We start from the raw sequence: 22,052 nt of genomic DNA, 5'->3' as shown, positions 1-22,052 counted from the left end.
AATCCGATCTTAATATTTAGTTTATACAAAGAAAATGCCCGATTAGTGAGGGGATAATTAGTGGGGATGAAAACCCTCGCTGATTAAAGTTCCGCTTTATTTCATTTTAGTACGAGCTATTTTGATACTTAGAGTGAAAGGTATTGTATCTACTTTTAGAAAGGTAGTGGAGATAGTCGATGAAAAATAAATGGTTTATAAAGTGGCTTGGGTATGTAAAGGTACGGATTGAAGGTAGAGGGGCGGAACGCTTTGTTAACGAGTGTGTTCGTAGAAAATTATTAGTTTGGGATGTAAAGAAGATTGCAGATGAAACGTTAGTTTTTTGCATGTTATTACGAGATGTGAAAAAAATAAAACCAATCTATAGAAAAAATGAGTGCAAATTATATTTTATTGGACGTTACGGTTTTCCTTTTTGGAATAAGCGTTTAATTAAAAATAGTGGATTTTTAATTGGGTTTTTAATATTTTTTTTCGGAATGATTGCATTATCGAATATGGTGTGGAAAATTGAAATTACAGGAGCAAAACCTGAAACAGAATATATATTGATAAAAGAATTGGACAAAATGGGTATTAAAAAAGGAAAATTACAGTTCCAAATGCCTAATGTAGAAGATGTTCAACGTCATTTAACGGATAATATTAATGCGATTACTTGGGCAGGATTGGAAATAAGAGGGACAACATATCATTTTAAAATTGTTGAAAAAAATGAACCGAAAAAAGAAAAGGAACAACAGCCACAAAACTTAGTGGCAAAAAAAGAAGCGACTATTACAAAAACGTTTGTGGAAGTTGGAAAACCAGTCGTCATGAAAAATGACCATGTAGAAAAGGGGCAACTTCTCGTATCAGGGGTGTATGGTAATGAGGAGAATCCAACAGTTGTTTCCGCTAAAGGTATTGTATATGGAGAGACGTGGTACAAATCTGAGGTGGATGTGCCGTTAAAGACACAATTTCATGTGTATACGGGTAATTCGTACAATGAATATTTTCTTAAATTTGGGAGTGCTAAAATAAAAATTTGGGGATTTCAACATGATAAGTATAAGCGCTCTCGTACTGAAAGTGTAAAACATGATGTGAAATTATTTGGTTTTACATTACCAATTGCATACGAAAAAGATATTGTACGAGAAGAGGAAGAAGCGAACCGAGAATATACTGAAAAGCAAGCAATGAAAGTAGCAAAAGAGATGGCAGAAAAAGAACTAAAGAAAAAATTGGATGAACATGCTATGATTGTAAGTGATAAGATTTTGAGTAAAGAGGTTGAGGTGGATCACCTAAAGGTCACATTACATTATACGGTGATTGAAAATATTGCAGAGCCACAACCAATATCTGAATCCGATATTCAAGGAGACTGAGTAATGGCAGAACAATTAGTAGAGATGAACCAACAATTGGAAAATCCCAACGAGGCAATCGCTCTTTTTGGGGTAAATGATGCTCATTTAAAAGTAATTGAACGAGAACTTAGTGTATCGATTGTGACTAGAGGAGAGTCTGTTCGTGTATCTGGCGCAGATGAAACTGTGGCGCTCGTAGAAAAAATCTTACAACAGTTACTTGTTGTTATCCGTAAAGGTGTGTCAATTTCGGAAAGAGATGTTGCGTATGCAATTCAGCTTGGGCAACAAGGAAAAATCGCTCAATTCGAAGAACTATATGAAGAGGAAATTTTTAAAACAGCAAAAGGTAAATCCATTCGTGTGAAAACGATGGGACAAAGACGATATATTCATGCAATGAAAAAGAATGATATTGTATTTGGAATAGGACCTGCTGGGACAGGGAAAACATACTTGGCTGTAGTAATGGCTGTGAGAGCGTTAAAGCAAGGGTATGTAAAGAAAATTATTTTAACAAGACCTGCTGTAGAAGCTGGGGAGAGTCTAGGGTTTTTACCGGGTGATTTGAAAGAAAAAGTAGATCCGTATTTACGTCCACTATATGATGCATTGCACGATATTCTTGGACAAGAATATACACAGCGTATGATGGAGCGAGGTGTAATTGAAATTGCACCCCTTGCTTATATGAGAGGGCGTACTCTTGATGATTCATTTGTTATATTAGATGAGGCGCAAAATACAACTGGTGCCCAAATAAAAATGTTTTTAACACGATTAGGTTTTACTTCTAAAATGGTTATTACTGGAGATCCTTCACAGGTAGACTTGCCAAAAGGGGTGAAATCAGGTCTTTCTATTGCTGCTAATGTTTTGTCTGGTGTATCAGGTCTTTCGTTCATTACACTGGAACAAACAGACGTTGTGAGACACCCGTTAGTGCAACGTATTATTGAGGCATATGATAAAATGGAATGATCCTATTTGTCAGGATCATTTCTTTTTGTATGATAAGGTTGGCGAACGGCATATTTTTTACTATCATTAAAGACGAGGGAAATAAACTATAGGTGATGTTGTATAAAAATGTTGCCCCAAAAAGCATCATTGGCTGGAAGAGATGAAAGTATGAATAGTTTCACTTTATTTCTGGAGAGGAGAAGGTATTGAAATCATGTCAAGATCTCAAGAAATTTCTAAGTGGTTTCGTAATTTACAACATTCGAAAAAACTAAGTTGGATTTCTTACATTTTATTAGGAGCAGTACTGTTTTTTGCACTTATGAATAATGTGAAACCAGAGCAATTAGATGTTGAAATATACTCTATTGCAAAAAAAACAATCCACTCTCCTATTAAAATTGAAGATAAAGTTACAACGGAAAAAAAGAAAAAAGATGCCGCTACAAAAGTTGAAGATCAGTATACATATAGAAGTGAGCTTAAACAAAATAAAGTGGATATTGTTAATGATGTTTTTGCTAAGGTAGATGAAGTGGTGCAAGAGATTAAAGCTATTGGGCCAGATGAGCAAAAAAAGATTACTGATGCTGATAAAGTGGACAAGTTGAAAAAGAAATTACCTGTCGATTTAACAAAAGATTTATCTGATTCAAACTTACTAAACTTGATTAACGCAGATTCAAGCCAATTGGTATTAGCGAAAGATGCAGCAGTCACAGCCATTAATAGTATAATGACTATGCATATTAAAATGGATGAATTGAAGGACGCAAAAGAGCGGTATGTAAGTGAGATGAATAGTGTTAATGTCGATAGTGGTCTAAAAGAGGCTGTTAAGGCACTAGGGAAATATGCAATTTCGGCGAATTATTTTTATGATCCGACTTTAACAAAAGAGAAGAGAAAAGCAGAGGAAGATTTAGTTGCACCTGTTTATATCCTTCAAGGACAAGTTCTTGTTAGGGAAGGAGAAACGATTTCAAGTGATATGTATAATCAGTTGAAATTAGTTGGGTTGCTAGAGAAAGGTAATACCTTCCAACCTTATGTTGGTTTGGCGGTGCTCATTTGTGTGTTGCTATACTTTATGCATAAGCAGTTTGAAGTATTTTTACAGCGAAAAAGAGAAGATAGGCCGTATGTCTTAGCATACATCACAATTCTGTCTATCACGATTGTTTTAATGAAAATCATTAGTTTATTTCAAAAGCTTGAATATGCGGGGATTGCGTATGTTGTTCCGGTCGCGATGGGGACGATACTTGTAAAATTAATGATTGGTGATCGATTTGTATTTTTAACAAGTATGATTTTTTCTGTGTGCGGAAGTATTATGTTTAATGAAGGTGTAACGAGTACACTGAATTATAGTGTAGGTATTTATGTTTTATTAAGTTCATTATCGGTTAGCATCTTCTTGAGAGAAAAAAATCGTCGTACGATGATTTTACAAGCTGGTATACTCGTTTCTGTATTAAATGTAGTCGTATTGGCGGCTTTACTACTATTGCGAAATGGGAACTTTTCGCCTCTTGAAATTGGTATGCAATTATTAATGGCTGCAGTTTCAGGGATTATCTCTTCTGTTCTAGCTATGGGGATTTTACCGTATTTAGAAAGTGGACTCGGAATTGTATCGAGTATGAAATTAATGGAACTTTCAAGTCCGAATCACCCGCTCCTGCGTAAAATCTTATTAGAAGCACCGGGTACGTATCACCATAGTGTAATGGTAGCGAATCTGTCTGAAGCTGCTTGTGAAGCGGTTGGAGCAAATGGAGTGTTAGCGCGTGTAGGGGCATATTATCATGATGTAGGAAAGACAGTACAACCGCAGTTTTTTATTGAAAACCAGATGGGAATTAAAAACCCGCATGATAAATTAGATCCTGTAACGAGTAAAGATATTATCATTGCTCATGTAACTGATGGGGTGAGGATGTTGGAAGAGTATCATATTCCCCAAGAAATTGTTGATATTGCCGGACAGCATCACGGTACAACGCTGCTTAAATATTTTTACTATAAAGCGATTAAAGAGGATAAAGAGAAATATAAGGAAGAGATGTTCCGCTATCCAGGATCAAAAGCAACATCTAAAGAGTCGGCAATTGTTGGTATTGCTGATAGTGTAGAAGCGGCGGTACGTTCGATGAATCATCCAACGCCAGATCAAATTAATAATTTAGTGCAAAGTATTATTAGAGATCGTTTGCAAGATGGGCAATTTAGTGAATGTGATTTGACATTTAAAGAATTACAAATTGTTGGTAAAACGTTATGTGAAACATTAAATGGTATTTTCCATTCTCGTATTACATATCCGGAACTGCCGGAAGAAAAGGAGAAAGAATGAGTTTATTAATTGATTTTATTGATGAAACAGAAGAAGTGAAAGACGAATATATAAGTTTGATTCGAGGATTGGTAGAGAAAGCAGCCCAAATGGAAAATATAGAAGAAGGAGCAGAATTATCGGTTACGTTTGTAGATAATGAACGTATTCGCGAAATTAACCGCGACTACCGAGATAAGGATCAGCCTACAGACGTTATTTCTTTTGCAATGGAAGAAATGGGAGAAGGCGAAATGGAAATCGTCGGTGCAGAGATGCCACGTATGTTAGGGGATCTTATTATTTCTATTCCAAGAGCAAAAGAACAAGCTGAGGAATATGGACATTCTTTTGATCGTGAACTCGGGTTTTTAGCGTTACATGGCTTTTTACATTTGCTTGGTTATGATCACATGACGGAAGAGGATGAAAAAGAAATGTTTGGAAGACAAAAAGAAATTTTAGAGGCATTTGGATTAGGACGATGAAAAAAGGAAAACTTATAAATAGTTTTGGATATGCTATAGCTGGCATATACTTTTGTCTTCGTCATGAACGAAATATGAAAATTCACTATTTGGCCGCAGTCATTGTTATATGCTGCGGCTTTTATTTTCATATTACAAAAACAGAATGGATCATATTACTTATTGTGATTGGGATTGTAATAAGTTTAGAGATGGTGAATACGGCTATTGAAAAAACAGTAGACTTAGCAACCGCTGATATTCATCCGTTTGCAAAAATTGCAAAGGATGTTGCAGCGGGAGCGGTTTTATTGTTTGCAATTATAGCTGTTGTAATTGGTGCTATTATCTTTTTACCGTATATGGTATAGTTGGCATTCCGAAGCTTTTATTAAGCTTTGGGAGCGCCGTGAAGGCCTTTAATGAAAGAATGTATCTATTCACATCTGTGAACGGAAAGGATGCGGGAATATGAATAGCAAACAATTAATTCAAGAAGCAACCGAAGCGCGTAAACAAGCGTACGTACCATATTCTAAATTTCAAGTAGGTGCAGCTTTACTAACTAAAGATGGAAAAATATATCGTGGATGTAATGTTGAAAATGCATCATATGGTTTATGTAACTGTGCAGAAAGAACAGCTTTATTTAAGGCGATTTCTGAAGGGGATAAAGAGTTTGTAGCTATTGCAGTCGTAGCGGATACAAAGCGCCCAGTACCTCCTTGTGGAGCATGTCGACAAGTTATGGTAGAATTATGTAAACAGGATACGAAAGTATACTTATCAAACTTACATGGTGACGTTCAAGAGACAACAGTCGGAGAATTGTTACCAGGAGCATTTTTAGCGGAGGATTTACATGAATAGAAAAGGTTACAAATCAGGTTTTGTCTCTATTATTGGCAGACCGAATGTTGGGAAATCTACATTTTTAAATCGTATTATCGGCCAGAAGATTGCCATTATGAGTGACAAGCCACAAACAACTCGTAATAAAATTCAAGGTGTATATACAGAAAATGATTCACAAGTGATTTTCATTGATACACCAGGAATACATAAACCTAAACATAAACTAGGTGACTTCATGGTGAAGATGGCTCAAACGACATTGAAAGAAGTTGATATTGTTCTGTTTATGGTCAATGCAACTGAAGGATTTGGTCGTGGTGAGGAATTCATTATTGAGAAATTACAAGAAACGAAACAACCGGTATTTTTGGTAATTAATAAAATTGATCAAGTTCATCCAGAGCAATTATTAGAGTTAATTGATCAATACCGTAAGCTACATGAGTTTGCGGAGATTGTACCAATTTCTGCATTAGACGGTAATAATGTGGAAGCGTTAATTGGAGCAATTAAAAAGTATTTACCAGAAGGACCACAATACTACCCAGATAATCAAGTAACGGATCATCCAGAGCGATTTATTATTGCAGAGCTTATTCGTGAAAAAGTACTACATTTAACACGTGAAGAAGTGCCGCATTCTGTAGCTGTTGTTATTGATGCAATTCAAAAACGTGAAGGCGGGGCAGTTTATATAAATGCAACGATTGTTGTTGAACGCGCATCACAAAAAGGAATTATTATCGGTAAGCAAGGGAAGATGTTAAAAGAAGTCGGTAAGCGAGCTCGCTTTGACATTGAAGCACTTCTCGGTTCTAAAGTATTTTTAGAAGTATGGGTGAAAGTGCAAAAAGATTGGCGCAATAAAATGTCACAGCTGCGTGACCTTGGTTTCCGTGAAGACGAATATTAATATGAAGTAAAGTTGTGATCAGTGGATGTTTTGTTCATCCACTGATTATTGGTTTTCATAAACCTTGATAAATTAGGAAAAATTTTTCTCACATGAAAATGAACAAAATGGGTCAATTTAATAACAACAAAAGAAATTGGTTTATAGGCTACGCTTATTGAGAAAGGTGGATTCTTATGCTAGATTTTACCTGGAAGTTTTTCTCCAAAACAGGAAGCATTGAAACGTACTTGCTTTTGAAAGAAATGGAAAAAGACGTAAACGATGAGATGGATCAACATGAAGAGGAGTTAGCGCATTTAGATTCTCCAATTTCTTGACCCGTTTTGTTCAAACCTTGGATGGTGACGAACATGTTTCAAAAAGTTGAGGGCATTGTTATCCGTACGACAGATTACGGAGAAACGAACAAGATTGTTACAATATTCTCACGGGAATTTGGTAAGGTAAGTGCAATGGCAAGAGGGGCGAAAAAACCGAAAAGTCGGTTAGCAGCTATTTCGCAACTTATGACACATGGTCATTTTCTTATTCAAATGGGATCTGGACTTGGAACTTTGCAACAAGGCGAGATTATTTCATCTATGAAAGAAATTCGTGAGGATATATTTTTAACTGCTTATGCATCATTTATTATTGAATTAACTGATAAAGCAACAGAAGATAAGAAGCATAATCCGTATTTATTTGAAATGTTATATCAAACGTTGCATTATATGTGTGAGGGTGTTGACCCAGAGGTATTATCGTTAATTTATCAAACGAAAATGCTTCCGGTATTAGGGATGCGCCCGTATTTTGATACATGTGCTATTTGTCATCAAGCAACAGATTTTGTCGCCTTCTCTGTCCGAGAAGGTGGTTTTCTGTGCTTGCGTCATGCGGAGCAAGATCCGTATCGTATCCCGGTGGGAGAGGCTGTTCATAAATTATTACGTCTCTTTTTTCACTTCGATCTACACCGGCTCGGTAATGTATCGGTGAAGGATAGTACAAAAAAACAAATGCGCACAGTATTGAATACATATTATGATGAATATTGTGGGATTTATTTGAAATCAAGGCGTTTTCTAGAACAACTTGATAAGTTTCAGATATAATTAGGGCCGTATACGGTCCTTTTTACATACTTTCTTTTTCGAATAGCATATTTAGTATATAATATTTAAGAGATAGTATAACTTTTTTCGTTGTGCATTAAAGGTGGTGATTATCATAGAGCTGAATAAACGGCAAGAACATATCATTCAGATTGTAAAAGATCACGGTCCTATTACAGGGGAGTCAATTGCTGCGCAATTGGGTTTAACACGTGCAACGCTAAGACCAGACTTAGCAATTTTAACGATGGCTGGTTATTTAGAAGCGCGTCCACGCGTAGGTTATTTTTATACGGGTAAAACTGGGGGACAGCTATTATCTGAAGCTGTTAAGAAAATTAAAGTGCAAGATTATCAATCTAGACCGGCTGTAATTGATAAAAATGTATCAGTATACGATGCAATCTGTACTATGTTTCTAGAGGATGTTGGTACATTATTTGTTGTAGATCAATCTACTTTATTAGTTGGCGTTGTATCTCGTAAAGATTTATTGCGAGCTAGCTTAGGAAAGCAGGATTTAACCTCTCTTCCGGTTAATATTATCATGACAAGGATGCCAAACATTGCGATGTGTCGCAGGGAGGATTCTTTATATGATATTGCGATGGAATTAATAGAAAGACAGATTGATGCGATGCCAGTTGTAAAGGATACGCAACAAGGTCTAGAAGTGATTGGACGAATTACAAAAACAAATATTACGCGTGCGTTTGTCAATTTAGTAAATAACGAATAAGTGTAATTTGTTTAAAGTGAGGTAATGTAATGGATAATAAAATCGTATATGTCGTATCTGACTCTGTAGGAGAAACGGCTGATTTGGTTGTTAGAGCGGCAATGGGGCAGTTCCCATTCGCTCCTGATATTAGACGTGTACCGTATGTAGAAGATACAGGGACATTAAAAGAAGTGATCTCGATTGCCAAGAGCAATCAAGCGCTTATTTGTTTTACGTTAGTAAAGCCTGATATGCGTCAATATTTATTGACAGAAGCGGCAAAAGAAGGAGTAGAGGCATACGATATTATCGGACCTCTTATCGATCAAATTGAAGAAATTACAGGGCAAGTACCAAGGTATGAGCCAGGTGTCGTTCGAAGATTAGATGAAGAGTACTTTAAAAAAATTGAAGCGATTGAATTTGCAGTTAAGTATGATGATGGCAGAGATGCACGTGGTATTTTAAAAGCTGATATCGTGTTGATTGGAATTTCACGTACATCAAAAACACCACTTTCACAATATTTAGCGCATAACAAACGTTTGAAAGTTGCTAATGTACCACTTGTACCGGAAGTGGATCCACCTGAGGAATTATATCAAGTGGCAAAAGAGAAATGTTTCGGTTTGAAAATTACACCGGATAAGTTAAATCATATTCGAAAAGAACGATTAAAATCACTTGGATTAAGTGATGGAGCAACATATGCAAATATTAATCGTATTAAAGAAGAAATCATTCATTTTGAGAATGTAGTGAGTAAAATAAATTGTCAAGTGATCGATGTATCAAATAAGGCGATTGAGGAAACGGCAAATATTATTGTGAATGCAGTGCAAAACCAAAAAATGTTTTAGCACATTTACCAAAGGTGAATGTGCTTTTTTCGCTCGTGAGAAGTAGGTAGAGGAAAATGCGAAATAGATTATGAACTTTCGGCTTAGTAATAGAATATAGCGGAATGGTTATACTTATATTCTTCCGTTTTTTTATTATGCTAAAGGAACGATTTTGTTATCTTTAAATGTAAGATGAAAATTAAAGGGATATGTAGCGTAGTTGAAGAAAATATATTATAATAAAAAATTGTGATAAAAACCTATATTTTACGTTTAGACTTTAATTTTTCAGAATAAACTAGGGATAGGATTTGCGAAAAAGACATGTAATTACGTTAAATCGACAAAATCTAAACAAGAAAACGCACATTATGGAAGGATTCACAGAAGGGATGTAGAATACAGAAATATGCAAAACATCAGTAAGATATTAGTTGATGCAGATGCATGTCCCGTGAAGGATGAAATTGTGCAAGTTGGAACAAAAAATTTATGTCGAAATTTTGTTTGTCGCATCGCATGCTCATCGTTCAAGAAAACAGCAAGGAATTGGGTCTATGTAGATTCTGAGCAAGATGAAGTTGATTTTTATATATATCAACATGCAAAAGTTACAGATCTCATGATCACACAGGATGTGGGTCTTGCTAGTCTTCTTGTGAAAAAATGGAGTATAGGCATTGTCTCCAAGAGGTACATTTGTAACAGATGAGCAAATGGATACAATTTTATATAGTAGGTATGTATCTGCGAAGTTACGCAGGGGGCTTATACGAAAGGCTCAAAATCATTTACACAACGTGATCGACAGCACTTTCTAATAAATTTAGAAAAAATATTGTCGAATTATAAAGGAATCTTTTAATTTATATCGAATACAAAATACGACACGGAGATGGAGTTATGGGGAACAGAATTCCCGAAGAAGTTGTTGAACAGATTCGGACATCATCCGATATTGTAGAAGTTATTGGTGAGTATGTTCAACTTAGAAAGCAGGGGCGTAACTATTTCGGCCTTTGTCCATTTCATGGTGAGAATTCACCTTCATTCTCTGTTTCATCTGATAAGCAAATCTTTCATTGCTTCGGATGTGGAGAAGGTGGAAATGTATTTTCCTTTCTCATGAAAATGGAAGGACTTGCTTTCACCGAGGCTGTTCAAAAGCTTGGTGAAAGAAATGGAATTGCAATTGCAGAGTATACATCAGGGCAAGGACAACAAGAAGACATATCTGATGACACTGTCATCATGCAACAGGCTCATGAGCTTTTGAAAAAGTATTATCATCATTTATTAGTAAATACAGAAGAGGGAAATGAAGCACTTTCGTATTTATTAAAACGTGGTATTACAAAAGAGATGATAGAGAAATTTGAAATTGGTTATGCATCACCAGCTTGGGATGCAGCAACGAAAATTTTACAAAAAAGAGGTTTGTCGCTATCTAGTATGGAACAAGCTGGCCTTCTTGTAAGAAGTGAGAAGGATGGCAGTCATTATGACCGCTTCCGAGGAAGGGTTATGTTTCCGATATATACTTTACAAGGTAAGGTGATAGCGTTTAGTGGAAGGGCACTAGGAGATGATACTCCGAAATATTTAAATAGTCCTGAAACACCGATTTTTCACAAAAGTAAGCTGTTGTATAATTTCCACCAAGCAAGACCGTTTATTAGAAAACGTGGGCAGGTTGTCCTATTTGAAGGTTATGCCGATGTGCTAGCCGCGGTAAAAAGTGGCGTGGAAGAAGCTGTTGCGACAATGGGAACGGCTTTAACTGAAGAACAAGCGAAACTTCTGCGACGTAACGTTGAAACTGTTGTTCTTTGCTATGATGGTGATAAAGCAGGGCGAGAAGCGACGATGAAAGCAGGGCAATTATTATTGCAAGTTGGTTGCCAAGTGAAAGTTACACCATTGCCAGATAAGCTTGACCCTGATGAATATGTGCAACAATATGGAACAACGGCTTTTGAAAATCTTGTGAAATCAAGTATAAGTTTTGTTGGTTTCAAAATAAATTATTTGCGTTTAGGGAAAAATTTGCAAGATGAGTCTGGCAAAGAAGAATATGTGAAAAGTGTTTTAAAAGAGTTATCATTGTTGCAGGACGCGATGCAGGCCGAGTCATATTTAAAGTCATTATCGCAAGAATTTTCGTATTCAATGGAAACACTTTTGAATCAATTACACCAATATCGCAAAGAACAAAAGGTACAGCAAAAACAAATAAAGCAGGTCTCTAAGCCATCTCAAATTGTTCAAACTAAACCGAAATTAACAGGTTTTGAAAGAGCAGAAAGAGAAATTATTTACCATATGTTGCAAAGTGCAGAAGTGGCAGTGCGTATGGAATCTCATATAGAAGATTTTTATACAGAAGAACATAAAGGGATTTTATATGAACTATACGCATATTATGAAAAGGGAAATGAACCTTCAGTCGGAACATTTTTAAGTTGGCTCTCTGATGAAAAGTTGAAAAATATTATCACTGATATTTCGACGGATGAATTTATTAATCCAGAATACACAGAAGAAGCGTTACAAGGCCATTTGGAGGCGCTCAGACGTCATAAGGAAAAACTTGAAAAGATGGAAATTATCTTTAAAGTAAAACAAATGGAAAAAACAGATCCTGTAGAGGCTGCTAAATATTATGTAGCATATTTACAAAATCAAAAAGCAAGAAAATAGCTTTTTCGATAAAATTTTAGTATAATGAATGTTTGTATCTCGCGTAAGGAGGGGAACAGATGGCTGACAAACCAGCTCGTTCTAAACAAATTGAAACTGAAATGACCCTTGAGCAAGTGAAAGAACAACTCACTGAGCTCGGAAAAAAACGTGGCGTTCTTACATATGAAGAGATTGCAGAACGCATGAATGGATTTGAAATTGAATCCGACCAAATGGATGAATACTACGAATATTTAGGTGAACAAGGGATTGACTTAGTTGGTGACAATGACAACGACGAAGGTCCTAATAATCGCCAAATTACAAAAACGGAAGAAGAATTCGACCTCAATGATTTAAGTGTGCCACCAGGTGTGAAAATCAATGATCCTGTTCGTATGTACTTAAAAGAAATTGGTCGCGTTGACTTACTATCCGCTGAAGAAGAAATTCGACTTGCGACACGTATTGAAGAAGGCGATGAAGAAGCAAAACGCCGTCTTGCAGAAGCAAACTTACGTCTTGTAGTAAGTATTGCAAAGCGCTATGTGGGCCGCGGTATGCTTTTCTTAGACTTAATCCAAGAAGGGAATATGGGTCTAATTAAAGCGGTTGAAAAGTTCGATTATCGCAAAGGTTTTAAATTTAGTACGTATGCAACTTGGTGGATTCGCCAAGCTATTACACGTGCGATTGCAGACCAAGCGCGAACAATTCGTATTCCAGTTCATATGGTTGAAACAATTAATAAGTTAATTCGTGTACAACGTCAATTATTACAAGATTTAGGACGCGAACCATCTCCTGAAGAGATTGGTGAAGAAATGGATCTTGCTCCAGAAAAAGTACGCGAAATCTTAAAAATTGCACAGGAGCCAGTTTCTCTTGAAACACCGATTGGTGAAGAAGACGACTCCCATTTAGGTGACTTTATTGAAGACCAAGAAGCAACATCGCCTGCGGACCATGCAGCGTATGAATTGCTAAAAGAACAATTAGAAGATGTGTTAGATACACTAACAGATCGTGAAGAAAATGTTCTGCGTCTTCGTTTTGGTTTAGATGATGGACGAACTCGTACGCTTGAAGAAGTTGGGAAAGTATTCGGCGTAACGAGAGAACGTATTCGTCAAATTGAAGCAAAAGCACTTCGCAAATTAAGACATCCGAGCCGTAGTAAACGTCTTAAGGATTTCTTAGAATAGGTTATTTTTAAGTTTACTTCACGATTGTGAAGTAAACTTTTTTAATTTGTTAATTTTTGTTAAAATTTAGCTATCAGCAACGATTACAATTTCTTGTAATTTATTTTACAGAATTGTCTTTTGATTTGCAAATGCTCATTTTTCGATTTTTCGATTAATTTTGTTTATTCTATACAAAAAAATATGTAGAAAAGTGAAAAATATGATGAGAAACGTTAATAATTATCGAAATAATATGCGATATAATAGTGAAAATCAATAAACTGAATTTATGGAATATTTTCAACAAGTAATAGTTTACTCTTTTCTGATAGAGCGTTTTCAAGTACAATGGAAATGACTGAATCATCTAACTATTTAGGGGTATAGAGGGGGGAGAAGAGATATGAAACGTAATCCGCTGATTCCGTTCGCTCTTATTGCAGCATTAGGTATTATCGTTATGTTTGTATTTTCATTTCAAGGGCTACATAAATCTAAAGAGTTAGCTGATGCAAAAAATGGCGGGAAACCAGCACAAACAATATCAAAGCCAGAGGATATTGTGAAGCAAAGCTGTACGAGCTGTCATGGTGATCAGTTACAAGGAGCAGTAGGACCTAATTTACAAAAAATTGGTGGGAAACTCTCGAAAGATGAAATTAAAGAAATTCTTTCAAAAGGAAAAGGGAATATGCCACCAAATGTAGTTCCAGCTGATCAAGCAGCTAAAGTAGCTGATTGGTTATCGAAGAAAAAATAAAGTTTCGTATTACAAGCCTTTTGCTTTTGTGCAAAAGGCTTGTTTTTCTATACTTTCTAAAATACGATTAGTAATAGAGAATTGAAGTGTTGTTATGGACTTGCAACAACTACTATAAATTCATTATCATGGAGACAGACTGACAAGAGAAGGAGTAATGGAAATACATGAATGAAGTAAAGCTTTCAAAACGATTAGAAGAAGTTGTGCGGGAGATTCCGGTAGGATCTACAGTAGCTGATATTGGGTCGGATCATGCGTATTTACCGTGTTATACAATTATAAATAATATTGCTACAAAAGCAGTTGCAGGAGAAGTTGTAGATGGGCCGTTTCGCTCTGCGCAAGCGACTGTAGCTGAGAGTGGCTTGCAAGATAAAGTAGATGTTCGTAAAGGTAATGGGTTAGCTGTTATTACCCCAGGAGAAGTAGATGTTATTACGATTGCTGGTATGGGTGGAGCGTTAATTCGTGACATTTTAGAAAGTGGTAAAGAAAAATTAAAAGGTGTAACGCGTTTAATCTTACAGCCTAATATTGCTGCACATCATATTCGTGAATGGTTTATTGAGAATGGCTGGGAGCTTATCCATGAAAAAATCGTAAAAGAAGACGGGAAAATTTATGAGATTTTAGTCGGAGAGCGAGGAGATATCACAGTACCTTACTCTGAACATAAACAAGCTGAATTATTTATGGGTCCATTTTTAATAAAAGAAAAAAGTGAGGCTTTTGTTGAAAAGTGGGAAGGGGAATTGAAAAACTTCCAAAATATTTTAAAGCAGTTAGAGCGTGCAGCAGAGTCTGAAGAGACAAAAGTGAAGCGTGCAGAAGTAGAAGCGAAAATGAAAATGATAGGGGAGGTTTTATCATGAGTAAAATTCCGAATGGCCATGAAATTATTTCTTTATTTGAAGGTATGTATCCGAAGCATTTAGCGATGGAAGGGGATAAGATTGGCTTACAGATTGGAGCGCTTAATAAACCTGTTCAGCACGTATTAATAGCGTTAGATGTAACGGAGGAAGTTGTGGACGAGGCGATTCAATTAGGAGCGAATGTCATTATTGCGCATCACCCTCTAATTTTTAATCCGTTAAAAGCGATTCATACAGATAAGGCGTACGGAAGAATTATTGAAACGTGTATTAAAAATGATATTGCAGTTTATGCGGCCCATACAAATGTAGACATTGCTACAGGCGGGGTAAATGATTTACTTGCTGATGCATTAGGGTTACAAAATACAGAAGTATTAGTTCCGACATACGCAGAAGAAATGAAAAAAATTGCTGTATTTGTTCCAGTAACTCATGCAGAAGAGGTGCGCAAAGCTCTTGGAGATGCGGGTGCTGGTTATATCGGTAATTATAGCCACTGTACGTTCGGTAGTGAAGGGGTAGGTACGTTTATCCCTAGAGAAGGGACAAATCCTTATATCGGGGAAACTGGGCAGTTAGAGCGTGTGGACGAGGTGCGTATCGAAACAATTATTCCAGCTTCACTACAAAGAAAAATTATTAAAGCGATGTTGGTAGCTCATCCATATGAAGAAGTGGCCTATGATATATATCCGCTGGATAATAAAGGTGAAACATTAGGTCTTGGTAAAATAGGATATTTACAAGAAGAAATGACACTTGGGCAGTTTGCTGAACACGTGAAACAATCATTACATGTGAAGGGTGCAAGAGTTGTTGGGAAGTTAGAAGATAAAGTGCGTAAAGTTGCTGTGCTTGGTGGTGACGGTAATAAATACATAAACCAAGCGAAATTTAAAGGGGCAGATGTATATGTAACGGGTGATATGTATTATCATGTTGCTCACGATGCGATGATGCTCGGTTTAAATATAGTTGACCCAGGACATAATGTTGAAAAAGTAATGAAGCAAGGCGTACAAAAACAATTGCAAAACAAAGTAGATGAAAAGAAATTTAATGTGCAAATTCATGCTTCGCAGTTACATACGGATCCTTTCACATTTGTATAAAAATAACGAAAACCGTTGCTCATGTAGGCAACGGTTTTTATTATTGCTGTTTCTTTACTTTTACACGTGGCAAAATCTTTTGAAGTGGTACATTTCGAGTTCTGTCCCATGTAGCTGGATTCATTGGGTCATATTGCTCTAAGAAAGCTATAACCTCTTTCGTAATTGGCGTTGGAGTAGAAGCGCCTGCTGTAACTGCGACGTTTTCGATACCTTGTAGCCATTCTAATTGAATTTCACTTACATCTGCAACACGGTATGCTTTCGTACCAGCAATTTCTTGTGATACTTGCGCTAAACGGTTGGAGTTGTTACTTTTTGGATCACCGACAACAATTGTTAAATCCGCAACATCAGCTTGTTTAGCGACAGCTTCTTGGCGAACTTGAGTTGCTAAACAAATTTCCTTATGGAATTCTGCTGTTGGGAATTTTTTTTGGATGTCCTCCATTAAATGTTGAACATCCCATTGACTCATTGTTGTTTGATTCGTAACTAAAATTTTATCCGTTGGGATTTCTAATGTTCTTAAATCATCAGCTCTTTCGATAAGATGAACGATATCAGGTGCAATACCAACTGCGCCTTCTGGTTCTGGATGGTTTTTTTTGCCGATATAAATGACATGATATCCTTCAGCTTTCTTTGCTTCAATAAGGTCATGTGTTTTTGTAACGTCTGGACAAGTTGCGTCGATTGTCGTTAAACCTTTTTCTTTTGCACGTTGTTTAACTTCTGGAGAAACACCGTGTGCAGTAAAAATAACAGTACCAGAATCGATTTTATCTAAAATTTCTAATCGACTTGGACCGTCTAATGTAATGATGCCATCCTCTTCGAAAGCATCTGTTACATGCTTATTGTGAACAATCATACCTAAAATATAAATGGGTCTCGGTAATGATTTATCTAATGCGGCGTTACGTGCAATAACCATCGCGTCAACAACGCCGTAGCAATAACCACGAGGGGAAATTTTAACAATCTTCATGTGAGTAATCCTCTCCTTCTAAACAAGGGATACTTTTGTGCATAGTCCATTACATTATAAAGGAGGAGTGGATAGAAAACAAAGGATTGTTACACATATAGTTTTGGTTTTGTTGCTATTTGTTGGATAGGCTCTTCAGGTAATTCTTTTTCTATTATTGGCTCAATCACAATTTTTTTTCTTTTTCTCTTTTTTGGTGGAGGAGGTGGAGTGACTACTTCAACTTCTCCTGGCTGGTCTTCAGCTTGTTTTTCCTCCGTGCCTTTTCCAGAGGTGAGGATTTTAACAATGCTTGGTAGACTACGCATAATTGGACCGTATTGCTCGACGACAGGTCCTACCGATTGAACAACTTGGGATACTTTTTCGATATTATTTATCATATTAGTTGGATTCGAAATTAGATTCGAAAAAAAGCTTCCGATGCCGCTGCTAGATGTCGCAGCAGCTGTAGTTGTCGCCGCACCGCGTGTTTCATTTGATTCATACATTTGAGGTGGTATCATTTGTTGAGGATGTTGCTGCATATATGGTTGATATTGCTGTGAGTATTGTTGCTGGTATTGCTGTTGATATTGCGGCGGCGTTTGCTGGTGCATCATCGGCGGCCCTTCCATTTGCCGATAGGGAGGGACCATTTGCATGAAAGGCTCCGTAGGATCGTGTTTTTTAAAGAGTTTAGAAAGAAAACCTTTCTTTTTTTGTGCCATCGGTGGTAGTTGGGGAATTGGGTATGGTGTATAAGAATGATGTCCTTGATTAGGATGCATTTGCCCTATAGGGGGTTTCGGATACATATGAGAAATCCTCCTTTCTTCAATTAGGTATATACACATACAATATGCAGTGGAAGGAAAGAAGGTTAGTTTTTATGATGAAAACCTAAACTAAAGAAAAGATGGATTTTACTTGTAGATTTCGATATAATGTAGACTTGACTGATTTGTGCGCGCAGTAGAAATTTTAGAAAGAAGGTGTAACTTATGACACTACAAACTTTTACACAGTATGATTTTAAACCATTTTTAATAGATGCAGTTCGTGAACTACGCTTTTCAGAGCCGACAGGAATTCAACAGAAAATTTTCCCGGTTGTGAAAAAAGGTGTGAGTGTAATTGGACAATCCCAAACTGGTTCTGGGAAAACACATGCATACTTACTTCCTACATTAAACAGAATTGATGCAAGTCGTGAAGAAGTACAACTTGTTATTACAGCGCCTACTCGTGAGTTAGCACAACAAATTTACGAAGAAATCGTGAAATTAACAAAGTTCTGTGCAGAAGAGCAAATGATTACAGCACGTTGCTTAATTGGTGGAACTGATAAGCAACGATCAATTGAAAAGTTGAAAAAACAACCTCATATTGTAGTCGGAACACCAGGACGTATTAAAGACTTAGTAGAAGAAAAGGCGCTATTTGTTTATAAAGCGGATACTATTATTGTCGATGAAGCGGATTTAATGCTTGATATGGGATTCATTCAAGATGTAGATAAAATTGCAGCACGTATGCCTAAAAACTTGCAAATGCTAGTTTTCTCTGCAACAATTCCTCAAAAATTAAAACCATTTTTGAAGAAATATATGGAGAATCCAGAACATATTCATATTAATCCGAAACAAGTTGCAGCAGGAAATATTGAGCATTACCTTGTGCCTTCAAGACACCGTAATAAAATTGAATTAGTGAAAAATATGCTACTTCAATTTAAACCGTACTTAGCAATTGTCTTTACAAACACAAAGAAGAAGGCTGATGAAGTAGCCGATGGATTAGCAGAACGTGGGTTAAAAGTAGGGCGTATACACGGTGATTTATCACCACGTGATCGTAAAAAAATGATGAAACAAGTTCGTGATTTAGAGTTCCAATACATTGTCGCAACAGATTTAGCGGCACGCGGTATTGATATTGAAGGAATTAGCCATGTTATTAACTATGAACTTCCATCAGATTTAGATTTCTTCGTTCACCGTGTTGGAAGAACTGCACGTGCGGGTCATTCAGGTATTGCAGTGACGATTTATGATCCAGCAAATGAAGAAGCGTTAGATAGTTTAGAAAAACAACGTCATATCGAGTTTAAGCATGTAGATTTACGCGGAGATGAGTGGGCGGATTTAGGTGAACGTCGTCGTCGTAAGAGTCGTAAAAAACCAAGTGATGGACTGGATGTTATGGCAACGAAAGTTGTTAAAAAGCCGAAAAAAGTAAAACCAAACTATAAACGAAAACTTGCAACAGAACGTGAAAAAGTGAAGAAAAAATATAGCAATAAAAAAAGATAAGGGATTTCCCTTATTTTTTTTTATCTCGCTACTTGTGAGAAAACCGATTGATGCGGGCTAATAATTAGTGAGGGATTAGAAACAACGTTGACTAAAATTTCACTTTCTCCGTTTAATTTCAGTGTAGAGTGCGGACTGTTTAAATAGTCATTTTAATTTGTGTAGTGCCTTTTTTATGAACAAACAATTCACTACATATTTCTACAAATTATGCTATCATTATATCTATTGTATATTGAAGAGGTGATTGTATGTTAAAGATTGGATCTCATGTTTCAATGAGTGGTAAGAAGATGTTATTAGCAGCAAGTGAAGAGGCTGTTTCATACGGTGCAACAACGTTCATGATTTATACAGGTGCACCACAAAATACGCGAAGAAAACCAATTGAAGAATTGAATATAGAAGCAGGAAGAAAACATATGGAACTGAACGGTATTGAGGAAATTATCGTCCACGCTCCGTATATTATTAATGTTGGGAATACGACGAAACCTGAGACGTTTCAATTAGGTGTTGACTTCCTTCGTATGGAAATTGAAAGAACGGCAGCATTAGGTGTGGCGAGACAAATTGTTCTTCACCCAGGAGCTCACGTTGGTGCAGGAGCAGATGCTGGTATTCAACAAATTATTAAAGGGCTTAATGAAGTAATAACGCCAGAACAAACGGTTAATATTGCGCTAGAAACGATGGCAGGAAAAGGAACAGAATGCGGTCGTAGCTTTGAAGAAATTGCGAAAATTATTGATGGCGTAAAATATAATGAAAAGTTATCTGTATGTTTTGATACGTGTCATACGCACGATGCAGGTTATGATATTGTCAATGATTTTGACGGTGTGTTAAATGACTTTGATAAGATTGTTGGGATAGATCGTTTACAAGTACTTCATATTAACGATAGCAAAAATGTCCGCGGAGCTGGAAAAGACCGTCATGAGAATATTGGTTTTGGTCATATTGGCTATACGGCATTGCATCACATTGTGCATCACCCGCAACTAAAGCACGTACCAAAAATTCTTGAAACACCGTATGTAGGTGAAGATAAAAAAGATAAGAAGCCACCATATAAATTAGAAATCGAAATGCTGAAAAATGGTACTTTTGATGAAGGACTTCTTGAAAAAATTAAAGCGCAATAAGGAGGGGATTTCCCCCTCCTTATTTTAATAGTTGCTGAAATAAAGTATTTACTTGTTGGGCAGTGGCAGGAGAGGTTACTTTTGCGATTTGTTTTAAGAGCTCTAGTCGCTCGGTATTATCGTAAATGTTAATATTTTTCCCTTTCATAAGTAAAACGATTTTATCAGCTTGTGCAGTTGTAATTGAAACTTCATATTCTTTACTATATTTCAATAACTCTTTTGTAGAAATATGATTTAATTTTTTGTTCACAATTTGTTTAATGAGATTCATCGTGTTGTCCTCCTTCACCGTTCTTCTATCGAAATATATGTACGCATAGCTTGTATATATTCGTCTAAAGGTGCATTTTTTCCATGGGGAAAAGAAGCGTATGTTATAATATAAGAACAAAATTATAGAGAAAGAGTATAAGGAGGACTTATGGAAAAAAAGCAACATCGAAAAGAAAGTGTTATTCATCTTGTGTATCGTTTAGTTATGATTGTCTTTGGGGCAGCATGTGCGGCGGTAGCGATTGAACTATTTTTAATGCCAAATAAAATTATTGATGGTGGAATTATTGGTATTTCTCTTATATTAGATTATCTTACTCCTAATATTTGGTGGTTAAGTTTTTCTACTTTAGTTGTTATCCTCAACATTCCGTTTATGTACTCCGGATATAAGCAAATTGGAAAAACATTCATGTTATCCTCAGCATTTGGGATTGTAGCTTTAGCATTTATTGAATCAACGTTGCATGCTATTCCACCATTTACAACAGAGCCAATTTTAGCAACAGTTTTTGGTGGTCTTATTTTAGGTCTTGGTGTAGGACTTGTTATTCGTCATGGTGGATCGTTAGACGGGACAGAGATTATGGGGATTCTATTAACGAAGAAATTACCGTTTTCTGTTGGTGAATTCGTAATGTTTGTGAACTTATTCATTTTTGCATGGGCAGCATTTGTGTTTGGTGTTGAACAAGCAATGTATTCTGTTATGACGTACTATATCGCATTCAAAACAATTGATACGGTAATCCAAGGATTGGACGAAACGAAAGCAGTTTTAATAGTATCGGATCAATATGAGGAAGTATCAAATGCAATTTTACACCGCCTTGGTCGTGGAACAACAAAACTTGTTGCTAAAGGTGGTTATACAGATAAAGAAAAAGAAGTTATTTATGCAGTTGTAACTCGTCTTGAAGTGACAAAGTTAAAATCAATTGTGCACGAAATTGATGAAAATGCATTTGTTACCATTATGAGCACGCAAGAGACAAATGGTGGTAAGTTTAAATCGGCAATTCATTAAAAAATGATTTGTAATATCTTTTAAAAGCAGAGAAAATTTCTCTGCTTTTTGTTATAATAATAAGGTTTCTGGAAATAAAGAATATATTTTGGGCAGATTGGTTTACAACTATAATAAGCTGTACTATAATTCAA

Annotated in this window: 23 protein-coding genes; 20 read left to right on the top strand and 3 right to left on the bottom strand. The window is 36.3% G+C overall.

What is annotated here, in order from left to right; all coding sequences use genetic code 11:
• Positions 1 to 179 precede the first annotated feature (179 nt).
• The 17 genes from yqfD to ACTFQM_RS16430 all read left to right on the top strand — a co-directional run bounded on the left by yqfD (position 180) and on the right by ACTFQM_RS16430 (position 16,182).
• Complete coding sequence (gene yqfD, locus ACTFQM_RS16510) at positions 180 to 1,379, top strand: sporulation protein YqfD (protein ID WP_002173503.1); 1,200 nt, start codon at positions 180 to 182, stop codon at positions 1,377 to 1,379.
• Positions 1,380 to 1,382: 3 nt separating this feature from the next.
• Positions 1,383 to 2,342: a PhoH family protein gene (locus ACTFQM_RS16505; protein WP_002173502.1), complete on the top strand. Its 960-nt coding sequence runs from the start codon at positions 1,383 to 1,385 to the stop codon at positions 2,340 to 2,342.
• Between the two features lie 196 nt (positions 2,343 to 2,538).
• A complete protein-coding gene (locus ACTFQM_RS16500) occupies positions 2,539 to 4,683 on the top strand; it encodes an HD family phosphohydrolase (protein ID WP_440035241.1) in 2,145 nt (714 codons plus the stop codon).
• Complete coding sequence (gene ybeY, locus ACTFQM_RS16495; RefSeq protein ID WP_002088675.1) at positions 4,680 to 5,150, top strand: rRNA maturation RNase YbeY; 471 nt, start codon at positions 4,680 to 4,682, stop codon at positions 5,148 to 5,150. Before ACTFQM_RS16500 ends, ybeY begins: the two co-directional genes overlap by 4 nt.
• Positions 5,147 to 5,500: a diacylglycerol kinase family protein gene (locus ACTFQM_RS16490; RefSeq protein ID WP_002173500.1), complete on the top strand. Its 354-nt coding sequence runs from the start codon at positions 5,147 to 5,149 to the stop codon at positions 5,498 to 5,500. Before ybeY ends, ACTFQM_RS16490 begins: the two co-directional genes overlap by 4 nt.
• 100 nt (positions 5,501 to 5,600) lie before the next feature.
• Positions 5,601 to 5,999 carry a cytidine deaminase gene (locus tag ACTFQM_RS16485; protein WP_002173499.1) on the top strand — a complete coding sequence of 133 codons (399 nt, stop codon included), beginning with the start codon at positions 5,601 to 5,603 and terminating at the stop codon, positions 5,997 to 5,999.
• Positions 5,992 to 6,897, top strand: a complete 906-nt coding sequence (era, locus tag ACTFQM_RS16480; RefSeq protein ID WP_001080234.1) for a GTPase Era — start codon at positions 5,992 to 5,994, stop codon at positions 6,895 to 6,897. The genes ACTFQM_RS16485 and era overlap by 8 nt, the downstream gene beginning before the upstream one ends.
• A gap of 176 nt (positions 6,898 to 7,073) precedes the next feature.
• Positions 7,074 to 7,217, top strand: coding sequence for a YqzL family protein (locus ACTFQM_RS16475; RefSeq protein ID WP_000883924.1), 144 nt, complete (start codon positions 7,074 to 7,076; stop codon positions 7,215 to 7,217).
• Positions 7,218 to 7,250: 33 nt separating this feature from the next.
• A complete protein-coding gene (recO, locus tag ACTFQM_RS16470; RefSeq protein ID WP_440035239.1) occupies positions 7,251 to 7,997 on the top strand; it encodes a DNA repair protein RecO in 747 nt (248 codons plus the stop codon).
• Between the two features lie 106 nt (positions 7,998 to 8,103).
• The gene (locus ACTFQM_RS16465; protein WP_265622168.1) at positions 8,104 to 8,736 is read left to right on the top strand and encodes a helix-turn-helix transcriptional regulator; all 633 of its coding nucleotides are present in this window, start codon (positions 8,104 to 8,106) and stop codon (positions 8,734 to 8,736) included.
• Between the two features lie 29 nt (positions 8,737 to 8,765).
• Positions 8,766 to 9,578, top strand: coding sequence for a pyruvate, water dikinase regulatory protein (locus tag ACTFQM_RS16460; protein ID WP_048374211.1), 813 nt, complete (start codon positions 8,766 to 8,768; stop codon positions 9,576 to 9,578).
• Between the two features lie 391 nt (positions 9,579 to 9,969).
• Positions 9,970 to 10,272, top strand: coding sequence for a DUF188 domain-containing protein (locus ACTFQM_RS16455; RefSeq protein WP_440035238.1), 303 nt, complete (start codon positions 9,970 to 9,972; stop codon positions 10,270 to 10,272).
• A gap of 191 nt (positions 10,273 to 10,463) precedes the next feature.
• Positions 10,464 to 12,260 (top strand): DNA primase, encoded by a 1,797-nt coding sequence (dnaG, locus tag ACTFQM_RS16450; protein WP_048374210.1) that lies wholly within the window; start codon positions 10,464 to 10,466, stop codon positions 12,258 to 12,260.
• A 59-nt stretch (positions 12,261 to 12,319) separates the two neighbouring features.
• Entirely contained in the window at positions 12,320 to 13,447 is a 1,128-nt protein-coding gene (gene rpoD, locus ACTFQM_RS16445; protein WP_000764062.1) for an RNA polymerase sigma factor RpoD, read from the top strand.
• A gap of 385 nt (positions 13,448 to 13,832) precedes the next feature.
• On the top strand, positions 13,833 to 14,189 hold the full coding sequence (gene cccA, locus ACTFQM_RS16440) for a cytochrome c550 (protein ID WP_440035236.1): 357 nt from the start codon (positions 13,833 to 13,835) through the stop codon (positions 14,187 to 14,189).
• Between the two features lie 167 nt (positions 14,190 to 14,356).
• Complete coding sequence (locus ACTFQM_RS16435) at positions 14,357 to 15,064, top strand: tRNA (adenine(22)-N(1))-methyltransferase (RefSeq protein ID WP_440035235.1); 708 nt, start codon at positions 14,357 to 14,359, stop codon at positions 15,062 to 15,064.
• Positions 15,061 to 16,182, top strand: a complete 1,122-nt coding sequence (locus tag ACTFQM_RS16430) for a Nif3-like dinuclear metal center hexameric protein (protein ID WP_440035233.1) — start codon at positions 15,061 to 15,063, stop codon at positions 16,180 to 16,182. The genes ACTFQM_RS16435 and ACTFQM_RS16430 overlap by 4 nt, the downstream gene beginning before the upstream one ends.
• 40 nt (positions 16,183 to 16,222) lie before the next feature.
• Here the strand turns inward: ACTFQM_RS16430 and ACTFQM_RS16425 are convergent, their stop codons facing one another.
• Both ACTFQM_RS16425 and vrrA read right to left on the bottom strand, forming a co-directional pair.
• Positions 16,223 to 17,173, bottom strand: coding sequence for a 4-hydroxy-3-methylbut-2-enyl diphosphate reductase (locus ACTFQM_RS16425; protein ID WP_025147417.1), 951 nt, complete (start codon positions 17,171 to 17,173; stop codon positions 16,223 to 16,225).
• An 89-nt stretch (positions 17,174 to 17,262) separates the two neighbouring features.
• Complete coding sequence (gene vrrA / locus ACTFQM_RS16420; protein ID WP_440035232.1) at positions 17,263 to 17,970, bottom strand: VrrA/YqfQ family protein; 708 nt, start codon at positions 17,968 to 17,970, stop codon at positions 17,263 to 17,265.
• Between the two features lie 186 nt (positions 17,971 to 18,156).
• Between vrrA and ACTFQM_RS16415 the strand changes: the two genes are divergently transcribed.
• A complete protein-coding gene (locus ACTFQM_RS16415) occupies positions 18,157 to 19,467 on the top strand; it encodes a DEAD/DEAH box helicase (RefSeq protein ID WP_002173490.1) in 1,311 nt (436 codons plus the stop codon).
• A 251-nt stretch (positions 19,468 to 19,718) separates the two neighbouring features.
• A complete protein-coding gene (locus ACTFQM_RS16410; protein WP_002173489.1) occupies positions 19,719 to 20,615 on the top strand; it encodes a deoxyribonuclease IV in 897 nt (298 codons plus the stop codon).
• Between the two features lie 19 nt (positions 20,616 to 20,634).
• Here the strand turns inward: ACTFQM_RS16410 and ACTFQM_RS16405 are convergent, their stop codons facing one another.
• Positions 20,635 to 20,889, bottom strand: coding sequence for a DUF2624 domain-containing protein (locus tag ACTFQM_RS16405; RefSeq protein ID WP_002173488.1), 255 nt, complete (start codon positions 20,887 to 20,889; stop codon positions 20,635 to 20,637).
• Between the two features lie 150 nt (positions 20,890 to 21,039).
• Between ACTFQM_RS16405 and ACTFQM_RS16400 the strand changes: the two genes are divergently transcribed.
• Complete coding sequence (locus ACTFQM_RS16400) at positions 21,040 to 21,918, top strand: YitT family protein (RefSeq protein WP_265621853.1); 879 nt, start codon at positions 21,040 to 21,042, stop codon at positions 21,916 to 21,918.
• The last annotated feature ends 134 nt before the right edge of the window (positions 21,919 to 22,052 follow it).

The organism is Bacillus cereus group sp. MYBK30-2 (genome assembly GCF_051915945.1).
GTDB classification, from domain to species: Bacteria; Bacillota; Bacilli; order Bacillales; family Bacillaceae_G; genus Bacillus_A; species Bacillus_A paramycoides.
This window is presented reverse-complemented; position numbering and strand designations above follow the sequence as displayed.

What these genes read in the sequence shown, in the direction of transcription:
- yqfD (WP_002173503.1), top strand. Translation starts at nt 180, where the DNA reads ATGAAAAATAAATGGTTTATAAAGTGGCTTGGGTATGTAAAGGTACGG.
- ACTFQM_RS16430 (WP_440035233.1), top strand. Translation starts at nt 15,061, where the DNA reads ATGAGTAAAATTCCGAATGGCCATGAAATTATTTCTTTATTTGAAGGT.
- ACTFQM_RS16415 (WP_002173490.1), top strand. Translation starts at nt 18,157, where the DNA reads ATGACACTACAAACTTTTACACAGTATGATTTTAAACCATTTTTAATA.
- vrrA (WP_440035232.1), bottom strand. Translation starts at nt 17,970, where the DNA reads ATGTATCCGAAACCCCCTATAGGGCAAATGCATCCTAATCAAGGACAT.
- ACTFQM_RS16425 (WP_025147417.1), bottom strand. Translation starts at nt 17,173, where the DNA reads ATGAAGATTGTTAAAATTTCCCCTCGTGGTTATTGCTACGGCGTTGTT.
- rpoD (WP_000764062.1), top strand. Translation starts at nt 12,320, where the DNA reads ATGGCTGACAAACCAGCTCGTTCTAAACAAATTGAAACTGAAATGACC.
- recO (WP_440035239.1), top strand. Translation starts at nt 7,251, where the DNA reads ATGTTTCAAAAAGTTGAGGGCATTGTTATCCGTACGACAGATTACGGA.
- ACTFQM_RS16475 (WP_000883924.1), top strand. Translation starts at nt 7,074, where the DNA reads ATGCTAGATTTTACCTGGAAGTTTTTCTCCAAAACAGGAAGCATTGAA.
- ACTFQM_RS16455 (WP_440035238.1), top strand. Translation starts at nt 9,970, where the DNA reads ATGCAAAACATCAGTAAGATATTAGTTGATGCAGATGCATGTCCCGTG.
- dnaG (WP_048374210.1), top strand. Translation starts at nt 10,464, where the DNA reads ATGGGGAACAGAATTCCCGAAGAAGTTGTTGAACAGATTCGGACATCA.
- ACTFQM_RS16410 (WP_002173489.1), top strand. Translation starts at nt 19,719, where the DNA reads ATGTTAAAGATTGGATCTCATGTTTCAATGAGTGGTAAGAAGATGTTA.
- ACTFQM_RS16485 (WP_002173499.1), top strand. Translation starts at nt 5,601, where the DNA reads ATGAATAGCAAACAATTAATTCAAGAAGCAACCGAAGCGCGTAAACAA.
- era (WP_001080234.1), top strand. Translation starts at nt 5,992, where the DNA reads ATGAATAGAAAAGGTTACAAATCAGGTTTTGTCTCTATTATTGGCAGA.
- ACTFQM_RS16490 (WP_002173500.1), top strand. Translation starts at nt 5,147, where the DNA reads ATGAAAAAAGGAAAACTTATAAATAGTTTTGGATATGCTATAGCTGGC.
- ACTFQM_RS16435 (WP_440035235.1), top strand. Translation starts at nt 14,357, where the DNA reads ATGAATGAAGTAAAGCTTTCAAAACGATTAGAAGAAGTTGTGCGGGAG.
- ybeY (WP_002088675.1), top strand. Translation starts at nt 4,680, where the DNA reads ATGAGTTTATTAATTGATTTTATTGATGAAACAGAAGAAGTGAAAGAC.
- ACTFQM_RS16400 (WP_265621853.1), top strand. Translation starts at nt 21,040, where the DNA reads ATGGAAAAAAAGCAACATCGAAAAGAAAGTGTTATTCATCTTGTGTAT.
- ACTFQM_RS16405 (WP_002173488.1), bottom strand. Translation starts at nt 20,889, where the DNA reads ATGAATCTCATTAAACAAATTGTGAACAAAAAATTAAATCATATTTCT.
- ACTFQM_RS16460 (WP_048374211.1), top strand. Translation starts at nt 8,766, where the DNA reads ATGGATAATAAAATCGTATATGTCGTATCTGACTCTGTAGGAGAAACG.
- cccA (WP_440035236.1), top strand. Translation starts at nt 13,833, where the DNA reads ATGAAACGTAATCCGCTGATTCCGTTCGCTCTTATTGCAGCATTAGGT.
- ACTFQM_RS16505 (WP_002173502.1), top strand. Translation starts at nt 1,383, where the DNA reads ATGGCAGAACAATTAGTAGAGATGAACCAACAATTGGAAAATCCCAAC.
- ACTFQM_RS16500 (WP_440035241.1), top strand. Translation starts at nt 2,539, where the DNA reads ATGTCAAGATCTCAAGAAATTTCTAAGTGGTTTCGTAATTTACAACAT.